Raw genomic sequence first — 15,447 nt, forward strand, 5'->3', positions numbered from 1 at the left:
TATGCTCAGCGCTCGATTTAGCGACGGGACGCCGCGTGACTGAACTGACTCCACTGCAAAACCTCTGGCTCACCGAAACCATCCGCCTGCGCGAAGAACACGCGGGGCCGCTGGATGATCTGGAAGCCAATCGTCTGGCCCGCGCCGCTGGCGGCGACCTGCCGAGCCGCATTCAGCGCCGGGCGTTATGGCTGGCCGAGCGTGACGGACTGACTGCCGCCCTCAAGCATTGGCTGCAAGGCGCGCGCCTGGCGCTAGTGCTGTTGATGATTTTCGCCGTGCTCAGCGGCGCCGGTCTGGCTTTCGCCGCGCTCGGGCAGACGCCAGTGAATGTGTTCTGGGCGCTGGGCAGTCTGCTCGGGATCAATCTGCTTCTGCTGTTGAGCTGGGCGCTGGGGTTGATCTTCGCTGGCGAACACGGCGCCAGCCTTGGGCACTTGTGGCTGTGGCTGAGTGAAAAATTCGCTCGCGACGCCAAAGCCGCGCAACTGGCGCCGGCCTTGCTGTTGCTGCTGCAACGCAAAAAACTCAATCGCTGGGCGCTGGGCGCTTTGGTCAATGGCTTGTGGCTGCTGGCGATGCTCAGCGCGCTGATTTTGCTGCTGACGCTGATGGCCACCCGGCGTTACGGCTTTGTCTGGGAAACCACGATCCTCGGCGCCGACACCTTTATCCACGTGACCCAAGCCCTCGGCTATCTGCCGTCGCTGCTGGGCTTCAACGTGCCCACGCAGGAGATGATTCGCGCCAGCGGCGATGGCGCCCTCGATCTTGAAAGCGCCCGGCAGGCCTGGGCCACCTGGCTGGTCGGCGTGCTGGTGGTCTACGGCGTGCTGCCACGCCTGCTGCTCGCGCTGTTCTGTTTTTGGCGCTGGAACAGCGGCAAAGCCGCGCTGCGCCTGGACCTGAACCTGCCCGGCTACGCGCAACTGCGCGAACGGTTGATGCCAACCAGCGAACGTCTCGGCGTCAACGACCCGGAGCCGGCGCAACTGCACCGCGTCGAAAGCAACGTCGGCGAGCTCGTCAGTGAAGGCGCGCTGCTGGTAGCGATCGAGTTGGACGAACAGCGCCCATGGCCACCGGCGCTGCCGACAAACGTCAGCAATGCCGGCGTCCTCGACAGTCGCGAATCGCGGCACAAACTGCTCGAGCAACTCAGTCGCTTCCCACCGGCGCGGCTGGCGATCGCCTGCGATCCGCGACGCTCGCCGGATCGCGGCAGCCTCGCGCTGATCGCCGAACTGGCACGCAATGCCGGCGCCACCCGCATCTGGCTGCTGCAAGCGCCGCCCGGCGAAGCGCTGGACGGGCAACGTCTGGGCGACTGGCACGCTGCGCTGCAACAGCTGGAACTGCCGTTCGCCGATTGCGCGCCGATGAACTGGCTGGAGAGCGGACATGACTGATGCACGCAAAGCCCCGTTGAAACTCGCGGTGGTCGGCCACACCAACGTCGGCAAGACCTCGCTGCTGCGCACACTGACCCGCGATGTCGGCTTCGGCGAAGTCTCGCACCGGCCGAGCACCACCCGGCACGTCGAAGGCGCGCGCTTGTCGGTGGACGGCGAGCCGTTGCTCGATCTGTACGATACGCCAGGGCTGGAAGATGCCATCGCCCTGCTGGATTTTCTCGAACGTCTGGAACGTCCCGGCGAACGCCTCGACGGCCCGGCGCGGCTGGCGCGGTTTCTCGACGGCAGCGAGGCGCGCCAGCGTTTTGAACAGGAAGCCAAGGTGCTGCGGCAATTGCTCGCCTCGGACGCCGGTCTGTATGTGATCGATGCCCGCGAACCGGTGCTGGCGAAATATCGCGACGAGCTGGAAGTGCTCGCCAGTTGCGGCAAACCGCTGCTGCCGGTGCTGAATTTCGTCAGCAGCGCCAACCATCGCGAGCCTGATTGGCGCGAAGCACTGGCGCGGCTGGGACTGCATGCGCTGGTACGGTTCGACAGCGTCGCACCGCCCGAGGATGGTGAACGCCGACTGTATGAAAGCCTCGCCCTGCTGCTGGAAAATGCGCGACCACAATTGGAGCGGTTGATCGCCGATCAACAGGCCCATCGCCGAGCCCGTCAACACAGTGCCGCGCGCTTGATTGCCGAATTGCTGATCGATTGCGCGGCGTGCCGGCGCAGTGTGGTCAGCGAGCCTGAACAGGAACAGCAGGCGGTCAGCGAATTGCGCAAAGCCGTGCGCCAGCGCGAACAAAAGTGTGTCGAGGCGCTGCTCAAGCTCTACGCGTTTCGCCCGCAGGATGCGGCGGCCAGTGACTTGCCGTTGCTCGACGGGCGCTGGGGTGATGACCTGTTCAACCCGGAAACCCTGAAGCAGCTTGGCGTGCGCGTCGGCGGCGGCATTGCTGCCGGTGCGGCGGCCGGGGCTGGCGTGGATTTGTTGGTCGGCGGCATTACCCTCGGCGCAGCAGCACTGGCCGGGGCGATTGCCGGTGGCGCACTGCAAACCGCGCGCAGTTACGGCAGTCGTTTGCTCGGCAGGCTCAAAGGCCAGCGGGAATTGACGGTGGATGACGCCGTGCTGCGCTTGTTGGCGTTGCGTCAGCGGCAGTTGGTGTTGGCGCTGGACCAGCGCGGGCATGCGGCGATGGACAGCATTCAGGTGGCCACGCCTGTGGATAAGACCTGGCGCGAGGGCAAGCTGCCCGAAGCCTTGAGCAAGGCCCGGGCGCATCCGCAGTGGTCATCGTTGAATCCCCATGCGAAGTTGAATCAGGGGGAAAGGCAGGAGCAGGTTGAGGCGTTGGTTGATCGGGTGCTTGAGCTTTAGATCGCTACCCCCTCACCCCAGCCCTCTCCCGGAGGGAGAGGGGGCCGACTGTGTTGCTCTTGGGTCATACACCGACCTGAGATATCCAGTCGAACTCAGGTTTGAAAAGCATGGAGATCAGCTCCCTCTCCCTCCGGGAGAGGGTTGGGGTGAGGGCTGCAATCATTCAGCCGACAACAAAACCTCAGCCTTGCGCCTTAGCACACTCAGATCCATCACCGGCACCGCCCTCTCCTTCGCCAACTCATCCCAGCGCCGTATGCGCAGACTCAGCGCACACAACGGATCAGCCGCAAACGCATCTGCCTCAGCCTCGCTCATCACCCCGCCCTGATATTCAAGCGTCCTGCGACTCGCCTCACTCAACTGCGCGTAATACCCCGGCTCACGCAACGTCAGATAACGCTTGGCCTGCACGTGATACTCCACCAGCCGCGCCAGCCGCTCGCTGAAACCCGCCTCACGCAGATAATCCGCACCGAGCCGTTCATGGCTGACCACGCCATAACCGCCCATGTTGTCCGCGCCTTCGGCACATAGATGGCCGATGTCATGGAAAAACGCCGCGAGCACCACTTCATCATCACAGCCCTCGGCCATCGCCAACTCGGCGGCCTGGGACATGTGCTCGAGCTGCGACACCGGCTCGCCGATGTAATCGCTGGGACCGAAGCGTTCATACAGGCCAAACACCCGGGCGATCACCTGCTCGTGATTCATGCCTCCTCCAGCAACTGCGCGATGTTGCGCTCGGCCAGCGCCGGGCCGACGCTCATGCCGACGCCGGTGTGCATCAGCGCCACGCTCAAACCCGGCGCCGGGCGCAGGAACGAGAACGGGCCGGGGCCGCGAGCGCCATAGACGCCCTGCCAGCGTTCGACCACTTGCAGCCGGCAGCCCAGGGTCTGCTCGGCGAGTTCCAGCATCCAGTCGTCAATCTGCTCGGCATTGAACGGTGAAGCGTCGCTGCCGTAGTGATGTGAGTCGCCGATGATCAGTTCGCCATAGGGTGTCGGGCTGATCAGCAGGTGGATGCCGTTGGCGTGCAGGTGCGGTTGTTCACGGAGGATCTGTGCCTGCACCGCCGCGGCTTCCGGCAAATCGGCGAAGGCTCCGTAGTGCACGCAGCTCAGACCAGTGAGCACGGCGTGTTGCAGATTGAAATCGATCTGCGGTTTGGCCCGGAGCATTTGCAAGCGGCAGACTTGCGGCTCAAGCGCGGCAATCGGCTCGGCGAGCAGAGTCTGATAATCATGGCCAGAGCAGACGATGATCTGCTTCGCGGCAAAACTGCCGGCGGTGCTGTGCAGATGTCCCGGCTCGACGTCGCGCACCAGGGTGGAAAAGTGAAACTCGACGCCGAGGTCGCGGCGCAGGTAGTCGATCAGTGCCGGGATGGCTTCGCGCGAGTACAGCTGTTGATCGTCAATGCCGTGCAGTGCAGCGCGGTGATGGCTGAACTGGCCGCCATAAAGATCACCCAACGCGGTTGCGCGAAGCAGTTCGACGTTGTAGCCGTGCTCGATCGCGCGCCCGGCGCAGAACGCTTCGAGCAGGTGTTCTTCGGCTTCGCTGCGGGCGAACAGATAGGAGCCGTTGCGCTTGATCTGCAGTCCGGCGAGTTGCGCCCAGTCGCCCCAGATTTCGCGGCTGGCCTTGGCAAGGTCGAGCATGGTGCCGGGTGGCTGACCGGTGACCAGTGCCTGGCCGAAATTGCGCACCGAAGCGCCGAGGGGCGTAGCGGTGCGTTCGAATACCGCGACCTTGAGACCGCGTTTGGCAGCGGCGTAAGCGTGGGACAGGCCGAGGATGCCGGCGCCGACGATGAGCAGGTCTTTGGGTTGTGTCATAGAGTCAATCCCGCTTTTGTGGCGAGGGAGCTTGCTCCCGCTCGGCTGCGCAGCAGTCGCAACTTCCGCAGATGTGGAGTGCCTGACACTACTCATTTGCAGAATTTGGCACCGCTTCGCGCTCCAGCGGGAGCAAGCTCCCTCGCCACAGGATGTGTGGGTCAGTTATTTCGCGACAATCTTCTCGGACTTGCCGTCATACCGCTTGCGCCATTCAGCCAGGATCTCGTCGCGATTCTTCGAGGCCCAGGCAAAGTCGTTCTTGATCAGGCGCTGCTCATAATCGGCTGGCAATTCGGTCTGCGGCTTGGCAATCCCCGGCTGTGCAAGAACAGCGAAGTTCTCTTTGTACAAGTCCATCGCCTCGGCGCTGGCGGAGAAGTCGGCGAGTTTCTTCGCCGCTTCTTCATGCGGGGTGCCTTTGATCACCGCTGTCGCCTCGATCTCCCAGCCCAGGCCCTCCTTCGGCAGGATGATGTCCAGCGGCGCGCCCTGGCGTTTCAGCTGCACGGCAGGGTATTCAAAGGAAATCCCGATCGGAAACTCCCCCGCCGCTGCCAGTTTGCAAGGCTTGGAACCGGAGTGAACGTACTGGCCGATGTTCTGGTGCAAGCCGTCCATGTAGGCCCAGCCCTGCTTCTCGCCGAAGGTTTGCAGCCAGGCGCTGACGTCGAGGAAACCGGTGCCGGACGACGCCGGATTGGGCATGACGATCTTGCCCTTGTACTCAGGCTTGGTCAGGTCCTGCCAACTCACGGGTTTGCTCAGCCCCTGCTTTTCGGCTTCGACGGTGTTGAAGCAAATGGTCGCCGCCCACACGTCCATGCCGACCCAGGCCGGCGGGTTGGCGGCGTCGCGGTAGTTCGCGCCGATCTTGCCGAGATCCTTCGGCGCATAGCTTTGCAGCATGCCTTGCTGATCGAGGATCGCCAGACTCGAAGCCGCCAGGCCCCACACCGCATCCGCCTGCGGCCGGGCTTTTTCGGCGAGGAGTTTGGCGGTGATGATCCCGGTGGAATCGCGCACCCATTTGATTTCGACGTCCGGGTTGGCCTTTTCGAAGGCTTCCTTGTAGGACTTCAACTGTTCGGCTTCGAGGGCGGTGTACACCGTCAACTCGGTTTTCGCCGCGAAGACATTCAGGCTGAAAGTCGCGAGCACAGCAGCGGCCAGGGCCATAGGCTTGAACATGAGCGTTTTCCTGTAGGTGAGTTGAATCAGTGACCGGGGGCGGTTTGCCGCCAGGCCTGGGAACGGCGCAACAGGCCGCGCGAAGCCCACGCCAGCAGCAAGGACACGCCCGCCGAGGTGAACAGAATCAGGGTCGACATCGCCGCCGCGCCGCCGACATTGCCGGCGTCGTCCATGTTCAGCACTGCGACCGCCGCGAGGATGGTGTCAGGGCTGTAGAGGAAGATCGCAGCGGAAACCGTGGTCATCGCCGAGACGAACAGGTAGCGCACGATGTCCAGCAGCGCCGGCAGGCAGATCGGCACGGTCACGCGCAGGTAATGCCGGTACAGCGGCGCCTTGAGCGACAGCGCCGCCGCTTCGAACTCGGCGTCGAGCTGGCGCAGCGCGGTGGTCGCGGTCATTTGTGCGGTGGTCAGATAGTGCGCAATGGTGCAGACGATCAGCAGCGTCATCGTCCCGTAGAGCACGTGCAGCGGATTGCCGCTGAGGTTGAAGAAGAAGACATAACCCAGGCCAAGCACCAGCCCAGGCACGGCCATCGGCACGAAACTGAGCAGGCGCAACGTCAGGTTGAGGCCGCGCTGGGTGCGGGTTTTCTCCATCAGATAAGCGCCGGTGAAGATCAGCACGCTGCCGATCAGCGCCGTGCCCAACGCCATCTTCAGACTGTTGCTGTAGGCGAGCCAGCCACCGCCGGCGGTCTCGTTGAACTGATAGTGGTTGAGCGACAGCGACAGGTTGTATGGCCAGAACTTCACCAGCGACGAAAACACCGCCATGCCGAACACCAGCAGCAGCGCGGCGCTGATCAGCAAAACGATCACCAGATAGCAGCCGTCGCGCAGCTTGGACGGCAGCGGTTTGAACACCTGCGCCCGTCCGCTCATCGAGTCGCCTTGGCGGCGACGCAGCCAGGCATCGACGCCGAAACTGAACAGCGCCGGCAGCAACAGCACCATGCCGATCAACGCGCCGCGACCGAATTGCTGCTGGCCGACCACGGCTTTGTAGGCCTCCAGCGCCAGCACTTGATAGTCGCCACCGACCACCACCGGCACACCGAAATCGGTGATGGTCAGGGTGAACACCAGACAGAACGCTGCAAACACCGCCTGCCGGGTCGCCGGCCAGGTGATGCTGCGAAACGCCTTGGCCGGACTGGCGCCCATGCTCGACGCAGCATCGAACAGACGCGCATCGGCCAGCGACAATGCCGAGAGCAGAATCATCAGCGCATGGGGGAAGGTATAAATCACCTCACCCAGCACAATGCCCCAGAACCCGTAGATGTTGTCCGAGAGCAGCCCACGCAGCATGCCCTGGTTGCCGAACAGATAGACCAGCGCAATCCCCGGCAGCATCGACGGCGCCATCAGCGGCAGCAGGGAAATCCCGCGCCAGATGCCTTTGCCAGGAATCAGCGTGCGTTGCAGCGCGTAGGCAAACAGGTAGGCCAGCGGTACCACGATGGCGGCGACGCTGAGGGAAACTTTCAGGCTGTTGCCGAGCAGCCAGTGGAAATTGGCGCTGGTCACCAACTCCTTAGCCGCGAGCCAGCCACCGCCCTGCCCGGCGTCATTGCTGAAACCGCGCCAGAAGATCGCCAGCAAGGGCAGCAGCACTGCGAGGCCGAGCAACACCAGCAGGAGGATTTTCCCGCCGACCACGAACAGGCGATCACCGATCTCGGCTTTCGAGGACTGTCGCACCTGCTTGTGCGGTAGCGGCAGCGCGAGATTGCTGTTCATCAGGCAAACACCTGAAGGCTACGCGGCGGCAAGGCAACCATGATCTGCTGCGCGCCGAGACGCGGCATCGCTTCCGGGGCAATTTCGGCGAGCAGTGGGTGGCCCGGAAGCTGATCAAGTTCAAAGCTCATCCGGCAGCGATTGCCGAGGAAAGTGATCTCGCGAACCTTGGCCGGGAACAGGTTTTCTTCATGCACCAGCGGATTGACATTGATCGCCTCCGGGCGGCAGAACAGTCGACCCGAGGCGCTGTGCACGCTGCCATCGGCCAAGCGCAGATTCATCCCGCCGACCTTGGCGTGGCTTGCGCTGCTGCGCTGGAACGGCAACCAGTTGCCCTGGCCGACAAACTCGGCCACGAACGGCGTGGCCGGGCGGTCGTAGATTTCCTGCGGGGTGGCGTACTGCTCGACGCGACCGTTGTTCATCACCGCGATGCGGTCGGCCATCAACATCGCTTCGTCCTGATTGTGCGTGACCATCAGGGTGGTAATGCCGAGGTTGCGTTGCAACTGGCGCAGCTCGGTGCACAGGTGCTCGCGAACCCGAGCGTCGAGGGCCGACATTGGTTCATCGAGCAATAATAGCGACGGGGCCGGCGCCAGGGCACGGGCGAGCGCCACGCGTTGTTGTTGGCCGCCGGACAATTGGCCGGGGTACTTTTTCTCACTGCCGGTGAGGCCGACCAGTTCCAGCATCTGACCGACGCGACGGCGCACTTCATCGCGCCCGCTGCCGGCGAGGCCGTAGGCAATGTTCGCCTCGACGGTCAGATTGGGGAACAGCGCGTAGGACTGGAACAGAATGCCGTAGTCGCGAGCTTGCGGGGCGAGGTGCGAGACGTCGCGCTCACCCAGATACAGCTCGCCGCTGTCCTGCTTCTCCAGCCCAGCGATGCAGCGCAGCAGCGTGGTCTTGCCACAGCCCGACGGGCCGAGCAGACACACCAGTTCACCGGCGGCGACATCGAGGGAAACGTTATCCAGCGCAGTGAACGCGCCGAAACGCTTGTGCACGCCGCGCACTTTCATCGGCGCACCGGGGTGGGTCAGGGCAGTTGCGATGGCAGGATTCATGGACAGACCTCATCAAGCAGATGGGGTCAATCCTAGAGTTGTAATGCGTCCGTCATGTGGCAGCGAGGCCAAAATGGCTGATAGTGGTATTCGGGGATTTTGGTTGGAAGTCAAAAGATCGCAGCCTTCGGCAGCTCCTACATTGGAATGCGTCCACCTGTAGGAGCTGCCGAAGGCTGCGATCTTTTGATCTTCAGGCCGGGGACATTTCCTGTGCGAGTCCCAAAAAAGCCGCCGGCAACCGCGCGCCCTTCCTTTCCTTGAGGCAATACAGATATTCCGGAATCTGCGGTGCATTCTCGATGGTCAGCACGCGCAACTGCGGATCATGCGGCACTTCCTGACGCGCAATGATGCTGATGCCGATATTGCGCAGCACGGCTTCACGAATCGACTCGCGACTGCCGATCTCCAGCAGCGGCCCGAAGCTGACCCCGGCGCTGGCGAGCAACTCTTCGGTCAAGCGCCGCGTGGTTGAACCCGACTCCCGCATCAACAGCGTATGTCCGGCCAGTGCACTCAACGTCACATGCGCTTGCGCCGCCAACGGATGATTGCGATGCACCGCCAGTACCAGCGGATCGGTGCCGAGCACCCGGCGAATCAATCGCGCATCGTCGAGCAACTGTGACGACGCCGCGACATCCACGCGGTAATCCTCCAGCGCTTCGAGCACTTGCTGCGAGTTGCCGATTTCCACCGACACTTCCACCTGTGGCAAACGCTCGCGGAAGGTATTTACCAGATCGAGGATGTAATACGGCGCGGTAGCGGCAATGCGCAACGTGCCCTGCACCTGGCCGCTGTTACGCAAAAAGAACTCGATGTCGGCCTCTTGCTGCAACAGGGTTTTGACCATTGGCAACAAGCGCGCGCCTTCGTCGCTGACGCTCAGGCGTCGACCGCCGCGATAAAACAGCTCCACCGAATACTGACTTTCCAGGTTACGGATCTGCGTGGTCACGGTCGGTTGACTGAGGCCGAGTTTTTTCGCCGCCAGCGTGATACTGCCCAAGCGGGCGACCATGTAGAACGCTTTCAGCTCGGCACTCAGCACAACCATTCCTCATCGTTATTTACGCAACAGGCGCAACCCGTTGAACACCACCAGCAGGCTCACGCCCATATCGGCGAACACTGCCATCCACATGGTGGCAAGCCCGGCGAAGGTTACCGCAAGAAAGATCGCCTTGATCACCAGGGCCAGCGCGATGTTCTGTTTCAGGATGCTCGCGGTATTGCGAGACAGGTTGATGAACGCGGGGATCTTGCGCAGATCGTCGTCCATCAGGGCGACATCGGCGGTTTCGATCGCGGTGTCGGTGCCTGCGGCAGCCATGGCGAAACCGATCTCGGCGCGGGCCAGTGCCGGCGCGTCATTGATGCCGTCGCCGACCATGCCGACGCGATGGCCCTGCTTGTACAGGTCTTCGATGGCCTGCAGTTTGTCGGTCGGCAGCAAGTCGCCGCGCGCCTCGTCGATACCGACCTGAGCGGCAATCGCTTGCGCGGTGTGGACGTTGTCGCCAGTGAGCATCAGGGTTTTCACACCGAGTTCATGCAACTGACGAATCGCTTCGCGGCTGCTTTCCTTGACCGTGTCGGCCACGGCAAACAACGCCAGCGGGCCAGAACTGTCGAGCAGCAGCACCACGGATTTGCCCCGTTTCTCCAGCGCGAAGAGTTTTTCCTCCAATTGCGGCGAGCACAGACCCAGTTCCTCGACCAGACGATGGTTGCCCAGGTGATAGGTCTGGCCATTGATATCGCCTTTGACGCCACGCCCAGCCAGCGCTTCGAAGTTATCCACAGCGGGCGCCGCGGAATCTTTATCCACAGCAGCGTTGGCAATGGCCAGCGATACCGGATGATCGGAGCGTCCGGCCAACGCTGCGGCGATGGCGGGTGCAGTTTGCTCGGCGGTTGCCTCCAGGCACAAGTAATCGGTCTGCACCGGTTTGCCATGGGTGATCGTGCCGGTTTTATCCAGCGCCAGATAATCGAGCTTGAAGCCGCCCTCCAGATACACGCCGCCCTTGACCAGAATGCCTTTGCGCGCCGCCGCTGCGAGGCCGCTGACGATGGTCACCGGGGTGGAAATCACCAGTGCGCACGGGCAGGCCACCACCAGCAGCACCAGCGCGCGGTAGATCCAGTCGAACCACGCCGCACCCATGAACAGCGGCGGAATCACCGCCACGGCCAAAGCGAAGACGAACACCGCCGGGGTGTAGATTTTCGAGAATTGATCAACGAAACGCTGGGTCGGCGCCCGTGCGCCTTGCGCCTGTTCGACGGCGTGGATGATCCGCGCGAGTGTCGAGTTGTTAGCCGCAGCGGTGACCGTATATTCCAGCGAACCGGCCTGATTGATGGTGCCAGCGAAGACTTTGTCACCGACGGTTTTCTCCACGGGCAGGCTTTCCCCGGTGATCGGCGCCTGATCTATGGTCGAGCTGCCGCTGACCACCGCGCCGTCCAGGGCGATACGCTCGCCGGGTTTCACCCGTACGCGGGCACCAAGTTCAACGCTTTTCACCTCTTGTTCGCGCCAGTTGCCGTCGGCCTGCAAGACCGTGGCTTGCTCGGGGGTCATCTGCATCAAGCCGCTGATCGCATTGCGTGCACGATCCAGCGAGCGTGCCTCGATCAACTCGGCGACGGTGAAAAGGAACATCACCATCGCCGCTTCCGGCCACTGACCGATGAGGATGGCGCCGGTTACGGCGATGCTCATCAGCGCATTGATGTTGAGGTTAAGGTTCTTCAGGGCAATCCAGCCCTTTTTGTAGGTGCCGAGGCCGCCGCTGAGGATCGACACCAGCGCAACGACTGCCACCACCCAGTCCGGCGCGGCGCTGGTGAAATGAATGACTTCGGCGCCCAGCGCGGTCAAGCCGGACAGCGCCAATGGCCACCAGTGTTTTTTCACCGCTACCGGTACTGGCGCGTCGACACCCGCCTCGAGCGGCTCGGCGTGCATGCCGAGGGACTTGATCGCTTCGGTGATCGGCTCGGTGCCCGGCAGATTGTGGGTCACGCCAAGAACGCGGTTGATCAGGTTGAATTGCAGCTGCTGCACCCCAGCCAGTTTGCCGAGCTTATTCTGGATCAGCGTCTGCTCGGTCGGGCAATCCATCGCCTCGATGCGGAAACTGCTCAGGCGCGCATCGGCGCTGGTCTTTTCGCTCAGTTGCACCAACGCAGGCGCTGCGGCTTTCGACCCGCAGCAGGAATCGCCACCGTGGTCATGTTTGTGCACGGGCTGCAATTTATGACTGTGATCGTGGCCGTCGCCGGGCTTGTGGGTGTGCAGGGAATCGCTCATTGGTCGCGTCCATGAAGGTGCCTGTTGCCAAGTAAAGACCCTGTAGCCACTATAGGGTCAAGCACCCATTTGGAGATGGCCGTCATGAAGATCGGCGAACTGGCGAAACTCACCGACTGCGCCGTGGAAACCATCCGCTACTACGAGCGCGAAAACCTCCTCCCGGAACCGGCGCGCAGCGACGGCAACTACCGCGTCTACACCCAGGCCCACGCCGAGCGCCTGACCTTCATCCGCAACTGCCGCACCCTCGACATGACTCTCGAAGAAATCCGCAGCCTCCTCGCCCTGCGCGACAGCCCGCAGGATCAGTGCGAAAGCGTCAATGCGCTGATCGACGAACACATCCAGCATGTGAAGGCGCGGATTGACGGATTGCTGGCCTTGCAGGCACAACTGCTCGACCTGCGCCAACGCTGTGGCGAAGGCCCGGAGGCGGATCAATGCGGGATCTTGCAGCGGCTGGAAGTGAGTGGCGGGGTTGTTGCGACGGAGGTTGAGCATTCCCATGTGGGCCGTAGCCACGGCCATTGAGCACACCACAAAAGCAAATGTAGGAGCTGCCGAAGGCTGCGATCTTTTGATCTTGTAAACAGCAAGATCAAAAGATCGCAGCCTTCGGCAGCTCCTACAGAGGGGGCCTGCGTAGTGGTTCAGACCGCCATCGGCGCAGTCATTGGCGGATGGTGCTCGTAGCCTTCCAGCGAGAAGTCGCTCGGCTCGACCAGTTCCAGCCACTCCGGTTGATACACACCGGTCTTGGCAAACTCCGGCACGCGATCGGAGATCTTCAGTTTCGGCATGGCAAACGGCTCGCGCTTGAGCTGTTCGTTGAGCATGTCCAAGTGGTTTTCGTAGACGTGGGCATCACCGATGAAATAGGTGAACCAGCGCGGCGTGTAACCGGTCAGGCGACCGATCAGGCTCAGCAGCGCGGCGCCTTCGGTGAGGTTGAACGGCGTACCCAGACCCAGATCGTTGGAGCGGATGTACAGGGTCAGCGAGATCTCTTTGGTCTCCACGTTCGGGTGGAACTGGTACAGCAGATGGCACGGCGGCAGGGCCATTTCATCGAGCTGGGCGACGTTCCAGCCGTGGAACAGAATGCGCCGGCTGCCCGGATCCTTGATGATCGTGTCGACGCACTGGCGCACCTGGTCGATCGCCTTGTACATCACGACGTAAGCCTGGCCGTCTTCTTCGCCCTGAGCGATCTGCTTGTAGCCGTTGCTCAAGGTTTGCTCGATGGCGGCGGTGTTGCTCAGCGGGATCTGCTTGTACGCCGGCCATTTGCGCCATTGCACCCCGTAGATTTCGCCGAGGTCGTCGTCGCCCTGACGGAACGGGTTGGCCAGCCACTGCGCGTTTTCGTTGGCGTTCTGGTCCCAGACCTTGCAGCCCAGCGCGCGGAATTCAGCGGCGTTGTTCACGCCACGCAGAAAACCGCACATCTCGCCGATGGCCGATTTGAAGGCCATTTTGCGCGTGGTGATCGCCGGAAAACCTTCCTGCAGATCGAAACGCAGCATCGCCCCCGGGAAACTGATGGTGTTGATGCCGGTGCGGTTGGCCTGTTTACTGCCGTTCTGGATGACGTGCGAGACCAGTTCGAGATATTGCTTCATGAGTTACCTGTGTCCTTTGAGCCCCGGCGTCGCGCGCCGGGGATCGTAGTTTAAGCCGTCGGCGCGAGCGGCGCTGCCGGGGCGCGACGATAGGCCAGCCAGATCAGCAACAGCCCGCCGACGATCATCGGCACGCAGAGCACTTGGCCCATGGTCAGCCAGTTCCACGCCAGGTAGCCCAACTGCGCGTCCGGCACGCGGACGAATTCGACGATGAAACGGAAGATGCCATAGAACAGCGCGAACATGCCGGAGACGGCCATGGTCGGGCGCGGTTTGCGCGAGAAAATCCACAGGATCAGGAACAGCGCCACGCCTTCGAGGGCGAACTGATACAGCTGCGATGGATGGCGCGGCAACTGCGCCGGATCGCTGAACGGCGGGAACACCATGGCCCATGGCACGTCGGTGGCCTTGCCCCACAGCTCGGCGTTGATGAAGTTGCCGATGCGCCCGGCGCCCAGACCGATCGGCACCATCGGCGCGACGAAGTCCATCAACTGGAAGAACGACTTGCCATTGCGCTTGCCGAACCACAGGGCCGCGAGCATCACGCCGATGAATCCGCCGTGGAACGACATGCCGCCCTTCCACACTTCGAAAATCAGCGTCGGATTGGCCAGGTACGCGCTCAGGTCGTAGAACAGCACGTAACCCAGACGGCCGCCGACGATCACGCCCATCGATAGCCAGAACACCAGATCGGAGAGCTTCTCCTTGGTCCAGGTCGGGTCGAAGCGGTTGAGCCGGCGCGACGCCAACAGCCACGCGCCGCCGATGCCGATCAGGTACATCAGACCATACCAGTGGATTTTCAGCGGACCGATGGCCAGGGCCACCGGGTCGATCTGCGGGTAAGGCAGCATTGCGACTCCTTGTTAGAGTTGAAAGCGAAATTCCCGGGTGACGCTGCCACCTCAGGATTAAGCCAGGATTGCCACGCGGTCAGAGCAGAAAGCTCAAACCCACGCAGAACAGCAAAGCGGCGAACAGCCTTTTCAGCAAGCGCGGCGACAACCTGTGCGCCAGACGCGCGCCGAGCCGGGCGAATACCATGCTGGTCAGGGCGATGCCCAACAATGCCGGCAAATACACAAAACCGAGACTATGGGCCGGCAGCAACGGATCGTGCCACCCCAGAATCATGAAACTTGACGCACTCGCCAAAGCGATCGGCAGGCCACAGGCCGACGAGGTCGCCACGGCCTGCTGCATCGGCACGCTGCGCCAGGTCAGAAACGGCACCGTCAGCGAGCCGCCGCCAATACCGAAAATCGCCGAGGCCCAGCCAATCACCGTACCGGCCGCAGTCAGACCGAGCTTGCCCGGCACCGTTCGGCTGGCCTTGGGTTTGACGTCGAGCGCCAATTGCACGGCGATCACCAGAGCAAACACGCCGATGATCTTCTGCAGGTTCGGCCCCGAGATCGCTTCCGCGGTCAGCGCACCGAAACCGGCACCGAGCAGAATGCCCACGGTCATCCAGCGGAAAATCGCCCAACGTACCGCGCCACGGCGGTGATGTTCACGCACGGCGTTGATCGAGGTGAAGATGATCGTCGCCAGCGACGTACCCACCGCCAGATGCGTGAGAATCGACTGATCGAAGCCTTGCAGGGTAAAGCTGAACACCAGCACCGGGACGATGATGATCCCGCCGCCGACGCCAAACAGCCCGGCGAGCACGCCCGCGCAGGCGCCGAGCGCCAGGTAGAGCAGAAATTCCATGACCGTCTCCAGCACGCGTCGGCAAAACAGGACCGGCATGGTAACGGATGCGCAGCCTTCTGCTCCACTGGCGATGGATGCACGGACGCCGGATGCGTAGAGTGGGCAAAA

General features: G+C 62.6%; 13 protein-coding genes. 3 read left to right on the top strand and 10 right to left on the bottom strand.

Annotation, left to right across the window (positions count from 1 at the left end; all coding sequences use genetic code 11):
- The first annotated feature begins 35 nt into the window (after positions 1–35).
- Entirely contained in the window at positions 36–1,409 is a 1,374-nt protein-coding gene (locus BLU71_RS20380; RefSeq protein WP_064364727.1) for a DUF2868 domain-containing protein, read from the top strand.
- Positions 1,402–2,787: a GTPase/DUF3482 domain-containing protein gene (locus tag BLU71_RS20385; RefSeq protein WP_064364726.1), complete on the top strand. Its 1,386-nt coding sequence runs from the start codon at positions 1,402–1,404 to the stop codon at positions 2,785–2,787. Before BLU71_RS20380 ends, BLU71_RS20385 begins: the two co-directional genes overlap by 8 nt.
- Before the next feature lie 162 nt (positions 2,788–2,949).
- On the opposite strand, the gene BLU71_RS20390 is transcribed toward BLU71_RS20385, so the two are convergent.
- From BLU71_RS20390 to BLU71_RS20420, 7 genes are all read right to left on the bottom strand, one after another.
- Complete coding sequence (locus BLU71_RS20390) at positions 2,950–3,507, bottom strand: phosphonate degradation HD-domain oxygenase (protein ID WP_083353773.1); 558 nt, start codon at positions 3,505–3,507, stop codon at positions 2,950–2,952.
- Entirely contained in the window at positions 3,504–4,637 is a 1,134-nt protein-coding gene (locus tag BLU71_RS20395; protein ID WP_083353774.1) for a TIGR03364 family FAD-dependent oxidoreductase, read from the bottom strand. The genes BLU71_RS20390 and BLU71_RS20395 overlap by 4 nt, the downstream gene beginning before the upstream one ends.
- A 165-nt stretch (positions 4,638–4,802) precedes the next feature.
- Positions 4,803–5,828: a putative 2-aminoethylphosphonate ABC transporter substrate-binding protein gene (locus BLU71_RS20400; protein ID WP_083353775.1), complete on the bottom strand. Its 1,026-nt coding sequence runs from the start codon at positions 5,826–5,828 to the stop codon at positions 4,803–4,805.
- Positions 5,829–5,854: 26 nt separating this feature from the next.
- Positions 5,855–7,579, bottom strand: coding sequence for a putative 2-aminoethylphosphonate ABC transporter permease subunit (locus BLU71_RS20405; RefSeq protein WP_083353776.1), 1,725 nt, complete (start codon positions 7,577–7,579; stop codon positions 5,855–5,857).
- Entirely contained in the window at positions 7,579–8,655 is a 1,077-nt protein-coding gene (locus BLU71_RS20410; protein WP_083353777.1) for a putative 2-aminoethylphosphonate ABC transporter ATP-binding protein, read from the bottom strand. The genes BLU71_RS20405 and BLU71_RS20410 overlap by 1 nt, the downstream gene beginning before the upstream one ends.
- A gap of 193 nt (positions 8,656–8,848) precedes the next feature.
- Positions 8,849–9,712, bottom strand: a complete 864-nt coding sequence (locus BLU71_RS20415; RefSeq protein WP_083354357.1) for a LysR family transcriptional regulator — start codon at positions 9,710–9,712, stop codon at positions 8,849–8,851.
- Between the two features lie 15 nt (positions 9,713–9,727).
- The gene (locus BLU71_RS20420; protein ID WP_065615093.1) at positions 9,728–11,983 is read right to left on the bottom strand and encodes a heavy metal translocating P-type ATPase; all 2,256 of its coding nucleotides are present in this window, start codon (positions 11,981–11,983) and stop codon (positions 9,728–9,730) included.
- 84 nt (positions 11,984–12,067) lie between these two features.
- Between BLU71_RS20420 and cadR the strand changes: the two genes are divergently transcribed.
- A complete protein-coding gene (gene cadR / locus BLU71_RS20425; RefSeq protein WP_042606526.1) occupies positions 12,068–12,517 on the top strand; it encodes a Cd(II)/Pb(II)-responsive transcriptional regulator in 450 nt (149 codons plus the stop codon).
- Between the two features lie 119 nt (positions 12,518–12,636).
- Here the strand turns inward: cadR and BLU71_RS20430 are convergent, their stop codons facing one another.
- The 3 genes from BLU71_RS20430 to BLU71_RS20440 form a co-directional block, all read right to left on the bottom strand.
- The gene (locus BLU71_RS20430; RefSeq protein WP_083353778.1) at positions 12,637–13,608 is read right to left on the bottom strand and encodes a thymidylate synthase; all 972 of its coding nucleotides are present in this window, start codon (positions 13,606–13,608) and stop codon (positions 12,637–12,639) included.
- 50 nt (positions 13,609–13,658) lie between these two features.
- The gene (gene lgt, locus BLU71_RS20435) at positions 13,659–14,474 is read right to left on the bottom strand and encodes a prolipoprotein diacylglyceryl transferase (RefSeq protein ID WP_016772683.1); all 816 of its coding nucleotides are present in this window, start codon (positions 14,472–14,474) and stop codon (positions 13,659–13,661) included.
- 79 nt (positions 14,475–14,553) lie between these two features.
- A complete protein-coding gene (locus BLU71_RS20440) occupies positions 14,554–15,336 on the bottom strand; it encodes a sulfite exporter TauE/SafE family protein (RefSeq protein ID WP_042606524.1) in 783 nt (260 codons plus the stop codon).
- Between the last annotated feature and the right edge of the window lie 111 nt (positions 15,337–15,447).

This window comes from Pseudomonas moraviensis, from assembly GCF_900105805.1.
In the GTDB taxonomy this organism is placed as follows: Bacteria; Pseudomonadota; Gammaproteobacteria; order Pseudomonadales; family Pseudomonadaceae; genus Aquipseudomonas; species Aquipseudomonas moraviensis_A.

What these genes read in the sequence shown, in the direction of transcription:
- BLU71_RS20385 (WP_064364726.1), top strand. Translation starts at nt 1,402, where the DNA reads ATGACTGATGCACGCAAAGCCCCGTTGAAACTCGCGGTGGTCGGCCAC.
- BLU71_RS20390 (WP_083353773.1), bottom strand. Translation starts at nt 3,507, where the DNA reads ATGAATCACGAGCAGGTGATCGCCCGGGTGTTTGGCCTGTATGAACGC.
- BLU71_RS20395 (WP_083353774.1), bottom strand. Translation starts at nt 4,637, where the DNA reads ATGACACAACCCAAAGACCTGCTCATCGTCGGCGCCGGCATCCTCGGC.
- BLU71_RS20400 (WP_083353775.1), bottom strand. Translation starts at nt 5,828, where the DNA reads ATGTTCAAGCCTATGGCCCTGGCCGCTGCTGTGCTCGCGACTTTCAGC.
- BLU71_RS20405 (WP_083353776.1), bottom strand. Translation starts at nt 7,579, where the DNA reads ATGAACAGCAATCTCGCGCTGCCGCTACCGCACAAGCAGGTGCGACAG.
- BLU71_RS20410 (WP_083353777.1), bottom strand. Translation starts at nt 8,655, where the DNA reads ATGAATCCTGCCATCGCAACTGCCCTGACCCACCCCGGTGCGCCGATG.
- BLU71_RS20420 (WP_065615093.1), bottom strand. Translation starts at nt 11,983, where the DNA reads ATGAGCGATTCCCTGCACACCCACAAGCCCGGCGACGGCCACGATCAC.
- cadR (WP_042606526.1), top strand. Translation starts at nt 12,068, where the DNA reads ATGAAGATCGGCGAACTGGCGAAACTCACCGACTGCGCCGTGGAAACC.
- BLU71_RS20430 (WP_083353778.1), bottom strand. Translation starts at nt 13,608, where the DNA reads ATGAAGCAATATCTCGAACTGGTCTCGCACGTCATCCAGAACGGCAGT.
- lgt (WP_016772683.1), bottom strand. Translation starts at nt 14,474, where the DNA reads ATGCTGCCTTACCCGCAGATCGACCCGGTGGCCCTGGCCATCGGTCCG.
- BLU71_RS20440 (WP_042606524.1), bottom strand. Translation starts at nt 15,336, where the DNA reads ATGGAATTTCTGCTCTACCTGGCGCTCGGCGCCTGCGCGGGCGTGCTC.